The following is an 18,126-nucleotide window of genomic DNA, read 5'->3' on the forward strand; positions in this document are numbered from 1 at the left end:
AATTTTCACCACTTTATTACTATATTCTTATATATTTACTGCTTTTCTTCTCAACTAGTATCTAAACTGGTATGCTTTTAGAAATTTAAAGCACTAGGAGTAACTATGAAACTAAAGAGGATTGAAGAATGCTCATTGGAAATGGTAAGAGAGTATAAAGATGTCTTCACTAAAAACAGTGCTTCAATACATGGTGGTTTCTTCCTGGAAAAATTTGATGATTTGAATAAATGGGCTGAATATGAACGTTTAGTCGAGTTAGGACAAACTGAGTGGATACCAAGTACTACGTTGTTTTATGTTGATGAATCCTTGGGAAAAATAGTTGGCATTATATCTATTCGCCATAATATAGAGTTTGAACCTTTGAATAAGTATTATGGTCACATTGGTTACAGCATTCACCCTGATTTTAGGCGTTTAGGTCATGCTAAAGCAATGCTTGAGAAAACTTTACCTATTTGCAAAGAACTTGGTATTGAAAGAGTCTTGATTACGTGTGTAAAAGACAATGTTGCTAGCTATAAAACTATAGAAGCAAACGGTGGAGTTTTAGAATCGATAGTTGACGTACCTAATGATACCCCTCATAGGCGTTATTGGATAAATCTTTAACAACACTTAATTTTTATAACTATAGAAAACTTTTACTTTTTTCTTATTCCCTATATAACTTGTCATAGTATATGTTTTTTACTAAGAAAAATGGCTTTAGGACACACTTAATGCACTAAAGCCATTTTGTTTTTATGTATTATATTTTCCTATGTTTCTTTAGCACTATTACATTTAATACAATAAAGACTATTATGAATGTTAGTAATGGTAAGATATCAACGATTACTGTGTCTATTCCTTTTCCATATATAATTACTTCTTGTAAAGCATTAGCAGTATATTTTAGTGGTAGAATATAACTTACTTTTTCCCAAAAATCTGGTAAGTCGAATAATCCACATAAGAATAGTTGTGGAAGTATTACCATAGGAATGGATTGTATAAATTGGAATTCGTTTCTTGCTAAGTTTGACATAAGTAGCCCTAGTGATAAAGAAGTTAGAGCTGTCAAAAAGTTTATTCCAAATACTAATAATACATTTCCTTTATTATCTAGCCCTAATACGTATATTGAATATAAAACTAATATTAGAGTTTGTATAAAAGCTACAATAGAAAATCCAAAAACATAACCAAGAATTATTTCATATCTTTTTATTGGTGTTGTCAGTATCTTTTCCAGTGTTCCACTAGTGCGTTCACGTAAGAAATTAATTCCTCCGATTAGGTATACTAGGAAAAATACTAAAATTCCAATAATTGCACTTGCAAATTTTTCAAATAAACTTGTATTAGAGTTTCCAAATAAATACTTTACTTTTAGCGTGCTTTTACTGTTTTGTAAATTTTCCAAGAAAATCTTGCTTTCAGGACCTTTTAAAAGTTTAGTTATTTGAGTTTTTGCTTCGCTTTGGGCTTGTTTAGCTATAGATTTTTGAACTATTCCAGTAGCTATTTGAGATTTAGTATTATATGCGTTAGTGTACAATACAGCATTATACTTTTCATCTATTTTAATAGCTAAATCTATTTCGTTTTCCTCTGATAGCTTTTTTATCTCACTTTCTTTTAGTTTACTTACCTTGACTTTAGGATCTTTACTACTTGTTATATCTTCAATAATAGCTTTGGGAGAGGCAACTACACCTATTTTGATTTCATCGTAATTAACACTAGTAATTGAGTAGAGCAAAGATAAAATTAAAATTGGAGCGAAAAGTACTAACCCAATAGTTCTTTTATCGTTTTTAATCTCGTTTAATACTTTTAAACATACATTTATGGAGTTCATTATTTTCCATCCTTTTCGATGTAGTATATAAACATATCTTCTATTGAGTCTGTATTAGTTTTTTCTAGTAAGTTTTCAGGACTATCGTTAGCGACTAAATGTCCAGAATGTAGTAAAAGTAACTTTGAACAAGCATTTATTTCATCCATAACATGTGTTGTAACAATTATACTTTTACCTTCATTTTTAAGTCGTATGATTTCTTGCCAAATTCTTTTTCGTAAAACCGGGTCTATTCCAACAGTCGGCTCGTCTAGAATAATAATTTCAGGATCGTGTATAAGTGTTATCGCAAATGCTAACCGCTTTTTCATTCCACCTGAGTATGTTAATACTTGTTTTTCTAAATGCTGTGTCAAACCTAGTAAATCTGCTAAGTATTCAATTCTTTCTTCAAGTACTTTGGGAGATATTTTATAGAATTTCCCAAAAAATTTTAAATGCTGTCTACCGGTTAAATAATCATATAGGGATGAGGACTGTGCCATATAACCAATTTTTGAGAGCATGTTTAAATCATTTAACTCTTGAGAAAATACTTTTACACTGCCATAGTTAGGCTTTTCCATTCCTAATATGCTTCGAATAAGTGTAGTTTTACCACAACCAGACGGTCCGAGAATGCAAATAATTTCCCCACTGTCTAAATCAAAAGATATGTTTTCTAAAACTGGCACATCACCATATTTTTTAGTTATCTCTTTTACTTCCAAAACTTTATTCTGAAGATTTTTTTCAATATCTTTACTAAGCATATTGCATCCTTTAAATCAAACATAGTGTTGTATAATATTATTGTCTACTTATTAGGATTTTAATCAACCAACAAACTGTTGTATTTTTGTAGGTAAGAGAGCTAAGAAATGAAAAAGAAATCGAATATAACAGCACAAACTAAAGCAAAAATAGTTAAGACCTTCATTAAACTATGTTTGGAGGAAAAACCTAATAAAATAACTGTCACAAAAATTATCGCGAAAGCAAAATATAATAGATCAACTTTTTATGAGTATTTCCAAAGTATAGATGATTTATATTCACAGATTGAACAGGAATTACTTGAAAGAATAGAATTTCTTATAAAAGAAACCCATACAAATATTATAAATAATAAAGGTAGAGCCTTAAATGAAAGGCCTTATAAAACTATAGCTTTATACACTAACGCATTGATACGATACAGCGGGAACCCTGCTTTAGTAACTAAAATCAAAAAAATAGTAAAACGAGTTTTAATAGATACCTACGACACAAAAAGTATTAATAACATTTCAAATAACTATGTGATGGAATTTGTTATAAACGGAATGATTGGAGTATATATTCATTGGGCTAACAGTAAATTTGATTTGAAAGTACATGAATTAAAGAAAATAATGCTACCTTTCATAATGGTTCTGACAAACAGTTTATTGGAAGAAAAGAACCCTCATTATAAGGAAAGTGTTTTATAATTGTACAAGTACAAACATAACAATTTTGCATAAATATTCGATATATATTTACAAAAAGGAAGAAAATTTACATATTTTTCGCATATATGAAGAAAAGTTTACGTATTATGCATATAATTAGTGTATGACTTTACGAATAAATATTACTCAAATAGATTCTACGGTCGGTGATTTAAAAGGCAACATCGACTTGATTGTTAACTCTATCTCTAAAACGATAGATTTAAATACTCGTATTGTGCTACTGCCTTTTAACGCTATAACAGGTACTCCTTTAGGTAGTCTACTAAATGTAAAGTCTTTTACTGAATCATTCCATATATATTTGAGGAAATTGGCTTCTAAATTACTTGAGAATAATCTAGGCGGAATTCACGTAATATTTATAAGTAATAACTTCTACGAAAATCCTAAAGATAAATGCCTTATCGATATATGTATGGGTAAAGTCGAATTTGAAGTAATTGACCCATGTCTTGGCTATAAAATTTTTGAATATGAAAAGCATAAGATAGCTATTTGTCACTCAAGTGTTAGCAAAGAAATTTTAGAAGATTCACCAAATATAGTATTAGTTTCAAGTAACAGCGAATATGTTATAGATAAAGACTTTAATAATAAAAACTACTATTTAGCTTTATCTAAAAAACTAAAAGCAACAGTTCTAAAAGCTAATATGGCAGGAGCTAGTGACTATCATATTTTCCCAGGAGCATCTTATGTTGCGGTAAATGGACATTTACAAGCTGAAGCACTTTGGTTTGATGAAGACAATATATCAGTCTTGTTTGACGATAAGTATGTAGAAACTGACCAAATTAGCGCAAGTAGAGCAAATATGCAAATTTCTAAACCTGAACAAGCATATAGAGCATGTTTGACAGGTTTAAATTCCTATATGAAAAAAAATGGCTTTAAAAAAATTATTATAGGGCTTTCTGGCGGTATAGACTCAGCCTTGGTCGCTTCTATGGCTGCTGATTGTATCGGCGGAAAAAATGTATATGCACTATCATTGCCATCTAAATATTCTTCTCAGCATTCAATTGATGATGCTAAAGAAAGCGTAAAAGCTAATGGGTTCAACTACGATATAATAGACATTTGGCCTATAGTTGAAAGTTATGATCAAGTCTTAGAGCTAAACGGGTTAACTGAAGAAAACTTACAGTCTAGAGTTAGAGCTAATATATTGATGGCTCTAGCTAATGACATGAATGCTTTACTAGTTGCTAATGGCAACAAGTCTGAAGGGGCTGTAGGATACTTCACTATGTATGGAGATAGTGCTGGTGGATATGCTCCTATAAGAGACTGCTACAAAACTCTGGTATGGGAAATGGCAAAGTGGCGTAATAAACTAGCTGAAGAATACAATCAGCCCGTACCTATACCGCTTTCTTCTATAAATAAAGAGCCGTCTGCTGAGCTGAGCGAAAATCAAAAAGACAGCGATAGTTTGCCACAGTATGCTATCTTAGATTCTATACTTGAAAACTATATAGATAAAAATCTTTCAGCTAATCAAATAGCTGATTTAGGGTATGATATAAGCACAGTAAACTCCGTTCTAAAATTGGTAAAACAAAATGAATGGAAACGAAGCCAATATCCTACTGGGCCGCGTATTACCTCTACTTTTTTTGGAGTAGACAGAAAAATACCTATAACAAATAGGTGGAGTGAAGAAAATTCAGGAGTATAAACGATGACTATTAAAAAACCAATTAGATTAAGTTTATCTTGCCTAAAAAAAGCCAAAGAAGAGGGTCGCAAAATTACTATGCTAACCGCATACGACGCATTAACTGCTTCAATTTTTGATGATGCAGGCATCGATGGATTATTAGTTGGTGATTCAATAGGTAACGTTCATCTAGGCTACGACACAACCCTTGCTGTCACAGTTGAGGATATGGTACGTGCAACTGAAGCTGTTTTTAGAGGAACTAAGCGTTGTTTCATCGTTGCTGATTTGCCTTTCGGATCATATGAAAACACTCCGGAACAAGCTTTCGAGTCTGCTGTAGAACTAATTAAAGCTGGAGCAAGTGCTGTAAAGCTTGAAGGTGGTGCTCGTATGGCTGAGCATATCAAGAAGCTTACAACTTATGGCATTCCTGTTATTGCTCACATTGGTTTCACTCCACAATCTGAAAACGTCATTGGTGGTAAAAAAATCCAAGGTAAGACACAGCTAGAAGCTGAAGCTATCGTAAATGATGCTAAGGTCGCAGAAGATTCTGGAGCAAGTGCTATTTTGCTAGAAATGATTCCTTCATCGGTTACAAGCTGGATTCAAGAAGTAATTTCAATTCCAACAATAGGTATTGGAGCCGGTAGTGACACTGATGCGCAGATTCTAGTTTGGGCAGATATGGCAGGTATGACTGAGTGGAGTCCAAGTTTTGCTAAGCAATTCGGTGACTTGGGTGCTCAGCTACATCGTGCTACATCAAACTATATCGAGGAAGTTCGTGAAGGAACATTCCCATCTGAAAAATACAGCTTCTAATATAAAATATTCACTAATCGTAAGGTCAGGGTTATTTTAACTCTGACCTTAATTTTGCGTTACAATTATTACTAGAAACAAAAAAATAATATTTACTAGGAAGTATATGTCACATCCAAACCGCACAATATCTAAAGGAACAGTTTCCGATACCTTAACTGTACCTGGTCATATCCAACGTCCAGAATATCTTTTCCATGATGGTCCTGAAAACGTAACCACCTCAGACGTGAAAAGCCCTGAAACAATAGAATTGATAAGAAACGCTGGGCGTATAGCAGCACAAGCTCTAGTTGAGGTAGGTAAAGTTGCAAAGCCAGGAGTTACTACTGATTCTTTAGACAAATTAGCTCACGAGTTTATTCTCGACCATAATGCATATCCATCATGCCTAGGATATATGGGATTTCCTAAATCTATATGTACTTCTGTAAATGAAGTAATTTGCCACGGTATCCCTGATTCTTACGTTCTACAAGACGGTGATATTCTAAACGTAGATATCACAGCTTATAAAGATGGTGTGCATGGAGATACTTGTACAATGTTTGAGATTGGTGAAGTTGACGAGCAATCTCACCTGCTTATAGAACGTACTCATGAAGCCATGATGCGTGGAATAAAAGCTGCAAAACCTGGACGTAGTGTAAATATAATTGGACGAGTTATTGAAGTTTACGCTAACCGTTTTAACTATGGAATTGTGCGTGATTACACTGGTCATGGCGTTGGTGAGGCTTTCCACTCTGGTCTAATAATCCCTCACTACGATTCACCGCTCCACGATACTATAATTGAACCGGGAATGGTTTTCACAGTTGAACCTATGCTCACTTTAGGTACTCATGAGTGGGATTTATGGGAAGATGACTGGACTGTAGTTACAAAAGACAAGAGTTGGTGTGCACAGTTTGAACACACTATCGCAGTTACAGAAAACGGCTTTGATATTTTAACATTGCCATAAATAACTTATATTGGGGTGTCTTTAAAGACACCCTTTTCTTATTATTTTACAGTTTCTATTATCTATAAAATATTTATAAAAATTTAATTCAGTTTTGCTATTATCCCTATACTATTTATAAATCTATACCACTTTATTTTATTTGTATGTTCAAAAAGAACTACTTACATTTTTACAATATCTACATTAAAACTTTTTACCTATCTTTCAATTGGACAAATCAAAAAACACCTCTACCGTTTCATAAAAATACCTAAAGTAAACATAGTACTTAATTTGACACTATACTATGCAAGACGATATACTATATCTGATGTTAGGAGGTGTTATGACAAACAAGATCACTGAGTGGAACACTCAAATAAAACGAGGAACATTAGAACTATGCATATTAAAATCACTGAATAATTCACCAAAATATGGTTACGAGATAATTCAAGTTTTAAATCAACATCCACTAATTTCTTCAAAGGAAAGCACTGTATATCCCCTACTCAGACGACTCGAAAAAGAGGGGATTCTCTACTCCTATTGGGAAGAAAACACACAAGGCATTCCTCCAAGAAAATACTATTCACTAACGGAATCTGGACGTGAATATTTGCAAGAAATAACTAAGTTATGGCAAGAACTACAAGAAACTATAAGCAAAATTTAGTTTTAGAATCTATTTTCACACAAGGAGAAAAAATGAGTGTAGAAATTGAAAAATATCTAAATAAAGTAAACAAAAATTTAAAACCTCTTCCTCTGTCCATGAGAACAGACATAATAGCTGAAATTAAAAGCAACATAGCACAAATGCAAGCAAATAATATATCAAGTGAACAGATACTTGAAAATCTAGGAAACCCTAAAACCCTAGCAAAAGAATACTTAGCAAACCTTATAACTAGTAAAAAACTACTGGCATTAAACGAGTATTACTTGCCTGTGCTTTTTATAGTCTAGCTAGCCTATCCGGTATTATACTTATACCCACTTTAGGAATCCTCGCTCCTACTTTTATATTCTCAGGAGTCGTTACCATAATCGCTGTAACAGTTAATCTATTTTCATACTTACTTTTAGGATACGGTATCCCATATATACAGGTACTAGATTACTCTCCAGTTCCAGGATTCTTCATAGGACTAGCAGTAGGAATTATTTTAGCAACAGTCGGCTTAGCGTCTTGGAAAGCATTAAAGCTATATATACTAGGTATCACTAAAGTTAATGAGAAGATACAAGAGTAACTATATAAAGTTTTCACTTTAAAAATATTACAAAACAATCACTTGTATAACACGTTTACCTGTATAAGAAATATATTTTTACGCAAACAATATTAGGAGTATAATTGACTGTGTAGGTCTATAAGCAAAGTCTCCAAAGGAACAGACATGTCTAAGATAAAAGCACCGTATGGATTATGGGAGAGCTCTATATGCTCTTCTACCCTAACTCGTTCAACAGTTGCACTTGCACAGGTACGTGTTGACTCACAAGATACTTATTGGGTAGAAGAACGCCCTGAACAAGAAGGTAGAAATGCTTTACTACGTCGTCGTCCCACAGGACAAATAGGTGAATTTTTACCACTGACACCTGAAAACGAGTTACTAGATGTGAGAACTCGAGTACACGAATATGGTGGCAAAGCTTATGGCGTACAAAACGGAGTAATAGTAGTAACTAATGCTAAAAACGGCAGAGTCTATAAATATGATGTGAATAATGTTACTAAAGGCTTAATTCCTCTTACTCCAATATGTGATTTACGTTTTGGTGATTTTGAACTTAACCTACATAAAAACGTTGTATACGCAGTGTGTGAAAATCACGAAGATCCTGAAAATATAAGAAACTATCTTGTTTCCATTCCACTAGATGGCTCTGCTTCAAGAGACAAAGAAAAAATTGCCACTGTATTCGAAGGTACAGACTTTGTAAACTCTCCTACTATAAACTCTGATGGCGACTACATTGCATGGGTAAGTTGGAACCATCCAAATATGCCTTGGGACTATTCAAAACTTCATATCGCTAGAGTGGATGATTTTGGAAACTTATATGATCAAAAAGTTCTATTCGATACAGAAAATGTAAGCGTAACTCAGCCACGATGGACAATACATAATGACTTAATCCATGTAAATGATTCATCAGGTTTTGCTAATATATACCGCACAGAAGGATTCAACACTGATTACAATAACTTGCGTACACGTCATTTGAACCCCTCTGACAAAATCTTTACTCAGCCAGCTTGGGCTTTAGGCTTACACACCTACGATATATTCGATGAAAATCATATAGTTGCAACATGGTATCACGATGGTATCGCGCATCTTGGAACTATGAGAATAGATAATGGCGAATTAGAAGAATGGCATATTCCATATCAACCGCTTGGAAATGTTGCTTGTAGCGATGGTAGAGTAATTGCTCTTGTAAACTCCCCTACCATATCACCATGTATTATACAAATTCGAAACCAAAACCTTGAACTACTACGCACAAGTTTCAAGGAAGAACTAGATGTCGAAGATATAAGTATTGCTAAGCACATTTCTTGGGAAACTTCTGAATCTGACACAGCTTATGGATTCTTATACCTTCCTACTTCCAAGAACTATGAAAGTGACAGCAGCGAAAAGCCACCTTTGATAGTGGAAGTACATGGAGGTCCAACTTCTCAAGCTAACTCTGGTATGAAAATAAATAAGCAGTATTGGACCAACAGGGGGTTTGCATTACTGGATGTAAATTATAGAGGCTCAACAGCATACGGCCGTAAATACCAAGATAAGCTAAAAGGAAAATGGGGCGTATACGATATTGACGACTGTGTAACTGGTGTGAAATATCTGATAAATGAAGGTTTAGTTGATCCTAATCGTATAGCCATACACGGCTGGTCAGCTGGTGGCTACACTACTCTAGCTGCACTTGCTTTTACTGATGTATTCACAGCAGGAGCAAGCCATTTTGGTGTCTCAGATTTAAAACTTTTAGCTGCACATACTCATAAATTTGAATCTCAATACTTATTCGGATTACTAGGCAGCAATAACACTAAAGACAAAGTTTGGACAGATAGATCCCCTATGTTCTATATACAAGACATTTCAGCACCATTACTACTGTTACAAGGAGATGCTGATATGATTGTCCCGCTAGAACAAGCTGAAAATATGTATACCGAAATGAAACAAAATGGACAAGAAGTAGAACTAAAAGTCTACCAAAATGAAGGACATGGTTTCAGGCAAGATAAGAATATCAAAGACAGCATCGAACGTGAACTTGACTTCTATATTAGAACTTGGCAAATTCGCTAAATATACTATACAAGTTGCTGAATTGATTTTCATATTTACTACACACTATATAAGGATGGCATATGGATCACGATTTTCAATTAGAACAACTACAAGAAATTATTCAAGGTGAAGATAATCAAGTAGCAGTTATGGCTAACACTAGTGCTTTTCTGTATGAGTGTATAGAAAATCTAAATTGGTGTGGTTTTTATATAATGGAATCTGAAAACGAAATGGTTTTAGGACCATTTCAAGGGAAAATAGCTTGCTGGAGAATACAAGTAGGAAAAGGAGTTTGCGGTTATTCTGCACGGAATAAAACTAGTATTATCGTAGATAATGTGCACGAATTTGAAGGTCATATTGCCTGCGATGCTGCCAGCATGAGTGAGCTTGTTGTTCCAATTATTATAAGAAATGAAGTCTTTGGCGTAATAGATATTGATTCGTATAAAGAAAAAAATTTCACAGAAGATGACAAAATCTTTATAGAAAAAGTATCTGAAATCCTAGCAGAAAAATTTTCATAAACTTATTTCTTATTAAAATCATTTTCCTAAAACTAGAGTTTAGTTTACATAATAAAATAGCGTAAAACTATTAAGTAAAGTTTTACGCTATTTTTACGTTCTATCTAAAGATATTATTTTTCTTTTTCTACAGATTTCAAAATATTTTTGGTTTTATTTACTTCAGGCTTTCTAAAAGTTATCTCTGATAAAATCACAGCAATAAATATAACTATGAATCCTATTATAGTCTTTGCATTTAATACTTCTCCATAGAAAATTATTGAGAGCAACACAGCTATAGGAGCGTGAGTTGCTAAAATTATTGCTCCTGAAGTCGCATTTGAATGTTTGAAACCATAAACTTGGAAAATGAATGCTCCTGTCGTAGCAAATACTCCAAGATAAGCTGTTCCTAAAACAGAGGATATACTAATCGATTCTGGATAAGCATTAGTTGCAACACAAGTTATAACAGATAGTAACCACACGAAAAATACCTGTAGGAAAATTAATAGGTTTCCATCTTTACGATGACAAAATATTGCAACAAGTACCATATTTGTACCTAAAGCTACGCCAGTAACTAAAGTTAGAAAATCACCTGTTTTAATTGATAAATCACCAGATAGGGATATAATTCCTACACCAATTAAACATAATATTGACGCTATAACTTTAGTTTTCTCTGGCTTTATTCTAGTAAAAGCCCAATACAAAAATGGGACTATGATACAGTAGCTCGTGGTTATAAAAGCTGATTTACCAGGGGTTGTACCTAAATATATACCCGCAGTTTGAGTAATATTTGAAGCCCACATTGTAAAGCCCATCAAAAAGCCATACAACCATGTCTTTTTATCAAGCTTTTTCAAAGTTGGATAAGCTATAGGGAATATGGCAATCAGAGCGAAAGCATATCGAATAGATAATAAAAATGATGGAGAAAACTCTTGAGATACATTTTTTAAAACAACAAATGTAGTTCCCCATAAAATAGATGTCATAGAAAAAGCCAAAAGCCCTAGAGTGCGTTTACTCATTTTAGGGAATAAATCTTTAGTCAATTCACACCTTACTCAGTTTCAGAACAATTCCCAGGTTATTTACTGGTCAGATAATTTTATCATTGTCACTTGTAAGTGTCACCAAAGTCTTTACAAGATTTTTGTGTATATTATTAATAATTTTCTATCAAATTATGTTTAATAATTACTAATTTGCTCTTCGTAGTTTTAGCTTTTATTTGGTAAGTAACCTTTGAAATCAGAGCATTATACAATGTCTATAAGATTGATTTTAGATTTGTGTGTATATATACTTCTAGTTAGTAAAAGTTGTGCCTAAGTACTATAGTTGTTTTACCTGACACTACTTACTTTTACAAATAATTTGATGTGACTTGTGTACTAAATACTAATCACAACCATAGAAGATAGAGGAATGCTTTGTGCGGTTTTGTTGGATACTATAGCTCAAATAAATATGATGACTCTGTTATAAAAAATATGAATGACATGGTTTCTCATAGAGGTCCTGATGATGAAGGATACTATCAAAACGACCCTATCAACTTTGGTTTTAGACGACTAAGTATTATTGATTTATGTGCAGGACATCAACCTATTACTGATGCTGAAGATAAAACAGTAGTTATTTTTAATGGTGAGATTTACAACTACCAAGAAATAAGACAAGACTTGCTAGAAAAAGGCTATGCTTTCAAAACCAAAACTGATACTGAAGTAATTTTACATGGATACAAAGAATACGGTGAAGAAGGCATACTATCAAAACTACGTGGAATGTTTGCGTTTACAATTTGGGATAGCGAGAAACAAAAAATATTCGGCGCTAGAGACCATTTTGGTATCAAACCATATTACTATTCATACATAGGGGAAGAATTTATATTTGCCTCAGAAGCAAAGGCTATCCTAAAACACCCATCTGTTGAGAAAGAAATCAATAGAAAAGCTCTAAAAAACTATCTTGTTTTCCAATACAATCCTCTAGAAGAAACCTTTTTCAAGGGAATAAATAAGCTACGCCCTGGACACTATTTTACTATTGAAAACAATGAATTAACTATAAAAAGATATTTTAATCTCGAACTAGATTATGAAGATGTAGGCTTTGAACAAAGTGTAAAAAACATAGAAGACATTGTTGATAATTCAATTAAATACCATAAAATTAGCGATGTTGAAGTAGGTTCTTTCCTATCAGGTGGTGTTGATTCCAGTTACGTGGTTTCAAAAGCCATGGTTGATAAGACATTCTCAGTTGGGTTCAACAACGAGGGCTTTGACGAAACTACTTATGCTAAAGAACTTTCAGATATGCTAGGCATACAAAACTACTCAAAGATTATTACTCCAGATGAATTCTTTGAGGGAATTGAAAAAGTCCAGTACTACTCAGATGAACCACACGCTAATTTATCATCTGTACCTTTATATTTCCTCTCAAAGCTAGCTCGAGAACACGTAAAAGTTGTCCTATCTGGAGAAGGTGCTGATGAGCTGTTCGCTGGATACAACGAGTATGAATTGCCTTGGTTACAACGCACTTATGCTAAATTGCCATTCTTTATACGTAAGTTCTTATTCAATATAACCAGAAACACTAACCATTTCCACGGTAAAACTATTATTACTAAATTCGGACAAAAACTTGAAGATTCCTATATCGGTCAAGCTAAAATCATGTCTGATGAGCAAGCGAACGATATTTTGACTCCAGATTATAAAAATAATGTCCGTATGACTGATTTAACTAGGAAATACTACGAAGATGTAAAAGACATGGACGAAGTCTCTAAGCGTATTTACCTAGATATGAATATGTGGATTATTGACGATATTTTGTTAAAAGCAGATAAAATGACTATGGCGAACTCCATAGAGTTACGTGTGCCACTGCTAGATAAAGAAGTGTGGAATGTAGCTAGAAAAATACCTACAAAATACAAAGTACATAAGACAACCACAAAGTATGCGTTCAGAAAAGCTGCAGAAAAATCAATACCTGAGGCTTGGTCTAACAGAAAGAAAGTTGGATTCTTAGTACCATTCATCAATTTTATAAAAGAAGAAAAATACTACTCTATTGTCAAAGAAATGTTTAATAGGGACTTTGTGAGCGAGTTTTTCGATGTAAAAAAGATAAATACTTTACTTGATAACCATTACAATAATGTTGCTAATAATGGTCGAAAAGTATATACAATTTATGCTTTCTTGGTCTGGTATACACAATACTTTATAGAAGAGTAAGAAATAATTAATTAAACAAATAAATAAAGACTATTAATAAATATCGCAGTATTTTATCGTATCTTTGGGGGGAGATATGCATAAGGCAGTAGTATTGGGCTGTAACTATTATATCGGTCTAAGCATAATTAGGTGTCTAGGAAAAGAAGGCGTACACGTAGTTGCTTGTGACTATGACTTAAAAAACTCTTATGGAGCGAAATCTAAATACATATCTGAATTTTTAGAGATAAAAGAACTGGCTGAAGTTAATGAAGTAACTTTAACTAAACTATTGCAATTTGGTAAAGCTCAAGCTAAAAAACCTGTACTGTTACCTTCTCATGATAAATATGTAGAATTTATTGATAGGTATTATGATAAGCTTTCTGAATATTTTCTAATAAGCCAAGCTCCAAACTCGTTGAACAGCAAGCTTATGGATAAAGTAGTACTTCATAAAATTGCAAGTGAACACGGTGTGCTTGTACCTGAATCTTTTTCTGTAGATGAAGAAAACTTACTTGAAAAAGTAGAAAAAATTGGTTACCCATGCATAATAAAGCCGTCTGATACTGTTGAATTTACTAAAGTTTTCCGTTCAAAAGTATTTTTGTGTGAGAATCCTAAAAAGTTACAAGAAGGTATAGAAAAAGCTAAGAAACATAATGTTGAAGTATTTGTACAACAAATAATTCCAGGTTTCGATGACCATATGCTTACCTATGATTACTATATAAATAAGCAAGGAAAAACAACACATTACATGACAGCTCAAAAGCAACGTCAATGGCCTATTAATTTTGGTGCCTCAGTATTTACTCAGCAAAAGTACTTGCCTGAATTGGTTTCAAATAGCAAAAATTTCTTAGAGTCAATTGGCTATCAGGGATTTGGTGAAATCGAATATAAAAAACACGAAAAAACTGGTGAAGTTTACTTGATAGAAATTAATGTTAGAACTACTAATTTCAACAATCTTATTTATAAACTTGGTATAAATATGCCATACATTGCGTACTTAGAGTTAACAGGGCAAGAAAGTAAAATCAAAAATAAATATGTTGACTACGATACTAGATACGCTTTTATTTACGGCTATGAAGATTTGTTGTCAATACTAAAATATGCGAAAACAGGTCAGGTTTCATTATTCAAATCTTTCTTTAAGATTTTAGGTAAACGCCTAGCCCCAGCCATTTTTTCAGTAACAGATTTAAAACCATGGTTTAACTTCAACAAGAAATTATTTAGAAAATTTTTCAGAAAGATAAGGTAAAAACGTGTATAACCTAGGTGTTATAGGTGGTATGGGGTCACTAGCAACAGCTGAATATTTTAGAAAACTAGTTACTTCATCATCAGCTAAAAGTGATAGCGATCATATAAATGTAATTATCTTGAATCACGCTACCCTACCTGATCGTTCTGAATGCATACTAAATAACACTCCAGAAAAATTTCTTGACTGTATTAAAAGTGACTTTGAAATTTTAAATAACGCCAAAGTAAATGCTATTGCTATTCCTTGTAATACAAGCCATTACTACTATAATAATTTCCTTGATTTTACTAATATTCCAGTAATTAATATGGTAGAAAAAACGATTTTAGCAGTAAAATCGTCTAACTTTTCGAAAGCCTGCGTTTTTGGAACTAAAGGTACTTTATCGTCAAAAATATATAATAGATATGCAAATGAACACGGTATCGAACTAGTTAACTTACCTTCAGATATACAAAATGAAGTAATGAAGATAATATATGACATCAAAGAAAACGGTGACGTAACATCTAATAGTTTTAATGAGATTTTAAGTAACTACTGTGATGAAGAAACCATTGGTATTATAGCTTGTACAGAGCTTAGCTTAATACCTATAACTTCTGAAGTAAAAACTATAGATGCACTCGACGTATTAGTTAGAGAAAGCTTGAAATACAATATAAAGTAAAATGCTTATGAGTGTAAACTATCACTAATACTAGAACCAAAAATAAAACTTAAGTATACACAAAAGCCTTACTTTACGAGTGTTACAATAAAATGCTATCTAAAGTTTATGTTTGGACTTTGTTTCAAAGGTTGAAGAATATATTCATCACAATTCGATATGTAATGCACTTCCTTTAAAATGCTCAGTTTCTCATATCCACTTATAGATGTAACTAAAAACATATCATCTTCCCCATCCCAGTCAGGACAAATCTTGTGGTATATTTCCAAGCCTCCATCAAATACTAAAGTCTGAACTTTTAATAAATCTTCCTCAGTCAATTCTAAATTTTCGAAAAATTCCCAGTAATCCGATATGTAATCAGTACCTGAGTCATAAAAATCATAGTCAGCATATTTCTTGTCTAATATATCAAGATTGCTCAAAAAACTAGGGTTTTTATCTAAGATTTCTTCTATGACTACTAGTTTAAAACGGCAATCTTCAAACATATTACTTTTATCTTTCATAGGAAAGTAATTCCACAATTGGTTTTGGTTACCTAGAACTTTTTCTTCAAACTCATGTTCACTAATAGTATTTTCTGTATAACTTGACCTTCGAAAAATTCTGTCAAAAAATTTCATCTTCGATTCCTTTTACACAATTATCTAAAGTGCTATTCAATATCCTATACTAAGGTTTATAATTTTTTACATAAACTTATCTTATCTGTTACAAATATGATAAAATTTTATGCATTTCAATTAGCAAACACTATTAGCAGTAAAATAAGTATAGCCATGAGTAATAACACAAAAAAATATGTAAGTAGTAAACAACTTCTTGCTCTATTAGTCGGTATGACTTCTGTAATTCTTTTCCTAGGATTTGAAGGCATTGCTGTGACAGCAATTATGCCTGAAGTTACACGCGATTTGAAAGCTGTTACTTACTATCCTCTAGCTGCAGGTATGAGTATGGCTGTTCAAATTTTTTCTACAGCCCTATCAGGAATCTGGTGTGATAGCAAAGGCCCAAAGAAAGTAATAATAGTTGGAACTACTATCTTTACTTTCGGGCTAATACTTTCAGGAATAGCTTCAGAAATTGTACTGTTCATCATAGGTCGTGCAGTACAAGGCCTTGGAGCTGGTATGCTTATCGTGCCTTTTTATGTAATAGTTGGATCAGTAGTTGAACCAACTAAGAGACCAATGTTTTTTGTAGTATTTTCAGCCGCTTGGATTATTCCGGCTATAATTGGCCCTTATGGTGCTTCGATTATAAATAAGTATTATGGCTGGCGAATGGTATTCCTAGCTATTCCACCTTTCGTTATTTTGGCTATGCTACTACTAGTGCCTATGCTCATTATGTTAAAGCCAAAAAATCTACCAATAACTCCTAAAGCAAAGAAAGTTCTACTCGGAGCATTAGGTGGAGGATTTTTCATAGCTTTATCGCAAATTGCTGCTGTGCTTCCAACTAACCAAATGGTTCCAGCAGTATTGCTTTGCATTATTTTAGCCACATTTTCTATTCGCTTTGTCTTACCTGAAGGTACTTTTTCTTTACGAGAAGGAATATCTTCAATTATTGCTGTGCGTGGTTTAACTTTAGGAATAGTCATTGGTAGCGAAACCCTAATTCCTCTAATACTAGTCATTGGTAGAGGCTGGGATGTAGAAACTGTAGCTTTCCTTGTCAGCATAGGATCCATCGGTTGGTTTTTAGGATCTTTCATACAAGGACGCATAAAAGATAAAAACTCGCGTAAAAAACTAATTCCAATTGGTGGAATAATAACAATTTTTGGCACTGTACTGTCAATAATAGGTATGTTCGATAGCATAAACTTCATAGTATTACTGTCAGGTTGGGCATTATCTTCATTAGGGACTGGATTAATTGTTTCTACTTGTTCTGTGCTTGCTTTAGAAGTAACTCCAGAGGAAAATCATGGTGATATTTCTTCAGCATTACAAGTCGGCGATTCCTACGGCTCAGCACTACTATTAGCTTTAATTGGTGTGCTATATACACCTCTTTCTTCCAGCGCCCATCCTTGGCCATATTTACCAAGTGGATTCTTGATGTTTATAGTAGCTTTGATAGGATTTTATGCTGCTTGGAAAACATATACATTTACGACTAAATATTATGAGGAAAACAATTTAGTATAAATCTAGTTTTTGCAAAATCTACTTATAGTAAATATACAAGTGTTATTTACAATAATCTGTTAGTATTTAGGCAAAACAATAACAACTTATCCTTTTTACTATGTTTTAATCGTATTTTTCTCAAAAAACGTGTAAAATTTACTC

17 protein-coding genes are annotated in these 18,126 nt (G+C 33.0%); 13 read left to right on the top strand and 4 right to left on the bottom strand.

Annotated elements, in window-relative coordinates; all coding sequences use genetic code 11:
- Nucleotides 1-105: 105 nt before the first annotated feature.
- Complete coding sequence (locus HCQ94_RS03315) at nt 106-615, top strand: GNAT family N-acetyltransferase (RefSeq protein WP_166981848.1); 510 nt, start codon at nt 106-108, stop codon at nt 613-615.
- Nucleotides 616-754: 139 nt separating this feature from the next.
- On the opposite strand, the gene HCQ94_RS03320 is transcribed toward HCQ94_RS03315, so the two are convergent.
- Both HCQ94_RS03320 and HCQ94_RS03325 read right to left on the bottom strand, forming a co-directional pair.
- Entirely contained in the window at nt 755-1,849 is a 1,095-nt protein-coding gene (locus tag HCQ94_RS03320) for an ABC transporter permease (protein WP_166981851.1), read from the bottom strand.
- Nucleotides 1,849-2,604, bottom strand: a complete 756-nt coding sequence (locus HCQ94_RS03325) for an ABC transporter ATP-binding protein (protein ID WP_166981854.1) — start codon at nt 2,602-2,604, stop codon at nt 1,849-1,851. Before HCQ94_RS03325 ends, HCQ94_RS03320 begins: the two co-directional genes overlap by 1 nt.
- A gap of 108 nt (nt 2,605-2,712) precedes the next feature.
- Between HCQ94_RS03325 and HCQ94_RS03330 the strand changes: the two genes are divergently transcribed.
- The 8 genes from HCQ94_RS03330 to msrC all read left to right on the top strand — a co-directional run bounded on the left by HCQ94_RS03330 (nt 2,713) and on the right by msrC (nt 10,623).
- Entirely contained in the window at nt 2,713-3,303 is a 591-nt protein-coding gene (locus HCQ94_RS03330) for a TetR/AcrR family transcriptional regulator (RefSeq protein ID WP_166981857.1), read from the top strand.
- 124 nt (nt 3,304-3,427) lie between these two features.
- Nucleotides 3,428-5,008, top strand: a complete 1,581-nt coding sequence (nadE, locus tag HCQ94_RS03335) for an NAD(+) synthase (RefSeq protein WP_166981860.1) — start codon at nt 3,428-3,430, stop codon at nt 5,006-5,008.
- A gap of 3 nt (nt 5,009-5,011) precedes the next feature.
- On the top strand, nt 5,012-5,818 hold the full coding sequence (gene panB, locus HCQ94_RS03340) for a 3-methyl-2-oxobutanoate hydroxymethyltransferase (protein WP_166977630.1): 807 nt from the start codon (nt 5,012-5,014) through the stop codon (nt 5,816-5,818).
- Nucleotides 5,819-5,924: 106 nt separating this feature from the next.
- Nucleotides 5,925-6,785: a type I methionyl aminopeptidase gene (gene map / locus HCQ94_RS03345; protein ID WP_166981863.1), complete on the top strand. Its 861-nt coding sequence runs from the start codon at nt 5,925-5,927 to the stop codon at nt 6,783-6,785.
- Between the two features lie 328 nt (nt 6,786-7,113).
- Complete coding sequence (locus HCQ94_RS03350) at nt 7,114-7,443, top strand: PadR family transcriptional regulator (protein WP_166977634.1); 330 nt, start codon at nt 7,114-7,116, stop codon at nt 7,441-7,443.
- 32 nt (nt 7,444-7,475) lie between these two features.
- A complete protein-coding gene (locus HCQ94_RS03355; protein ID WP_166981866.1) occupies nt 7,476-7,736 on the top strand; it encodes an HAAS signaling domain-containing protein in 261 nt (86 codons plus the stop codon).
- Nucleotides 7,737-8,170: 434 nt separating this feature from the next.
- Entirely contained in the window at nt 8,171-10,111 is a 1,941-nt protein-coding gene (locus HCQ94_RS03360; RefSeq protein WP_166977638.1) for an alpha/beta hydrolase family protein, read from the top strand.
- Between the two features lie 62 nt (nt 10,112-10,173).
- Complete coding sequence (gene msrC, locus HCQ94_RS03365) at nt 10,174-10,623, top strand: free L-methionine (R)-S-oxide reductase MsrC (RefSeq protein WP_166981869.1); 450 nt, start codon at nt 10,174-10,176, stop codon at nt 10,621-10,623.
- 113 nt (nt 10,624-10,736) lie between these two features.
- On the opposite strand, the gene HCQ94_RS03370 is transcribed toward msrC, so the two are convergent.
- On the bottom strand, nt 10,737-11,669 hold the full coding sequence (locus HCQ94_RS03370; RefSeq protein WP_166981872.1) for a DMT family transporter: 933 nt from the start codon (nt 11,667-11,669) through the stop codon (nt 10,737-10,739).
- A gap of 381 nt (nt 11,670-12,050) precedes the next feature.
- On the opposite strand from HCQ94_RS03370, the gene asnB reads away from it, so the two are divergent.
- From asnB to HCQ94_RS03385, 3 genes are all read left to right on the top strand, one after another.
- A complete protein-coding gene (asnB, locus tag HCQ94_RS03375; RefSeq protein WP_166981875.1) occupies nt 12,051-13,880 on the top strand; it encodes an asparagine synthase (glutamine-hydrolyzing) in 1,830 nt (609 codons plus the stop codon).
- A gap of 76 nt (nt 13,881-13,956) precedes the next feature.
- A complete protein-coding gene (locus HCQ94_RS03380; RefSeq protein WP_166981878.1) occupies nt 13,957-15,138 on the top strand; it encodes a carboxylate--amine ligase in 1,182 nt (393 codons plus the stop codon).
- Nucleotides 15,139-15,142: 4 nt separating this feature from the next.
- The gene (locus tag HCQ94_RS03385; RefSeq protein ID WP_166981881.1) at nt 15,143-15,814 is read left to right on the top strand and encodes an aspartate/glutamate racemase family protein; all 672 of its coding nucleotides are present in this window, start codon (nt 15,143-15,145) and stop codon (nt 15,812-15,814) included.
- Between the two features lie 95 nt (nt 15,815-15,909).
- Here the strand turns inward: HCQ94_RS03385 and HCQ94_RS03390 are convergent, their stop codons facing one another.
- A complete protein-coding gene (locus tag HCQ94_RS03390; protein WP_198426287.1) occupies nt 15,910-16,443 on the bottom strand; it encodes a DUF6892 domain-containing protein in 534 nt (177 codons plus the stop codon).
- Between the two features lie 96 nt (nt 16,444-16,539).
- Here HCQ94_RS03390 and HCQ94_RS03395 point away from each other — a divergent pair, with 96 nt between their 5' ends.
- The gene (locus HCQ94_RS03395) at nt 16,540-17,982 is read left to right on the top strand and encodes an MFS transporter (RefSeq protein ID WP_232525701.1); all 1,443 of its coding nucleotides are present in this window, start codon (nt 16,540-16,542) and stop codon (nt 17,980-17,982) included.
- Nucleotides 17,983-18,126 lie beyond the last annotated feature (144 nt).

Origin of the sequence: Actinomyces sp. zg-332, from assembly GCF_011751945.2 — a bacterium.
Classification (GTDB): Bacteria; Actinomycetota; Actinomycetes; order Actinomycetales; family Actinomycetaceae; genus ZJ293.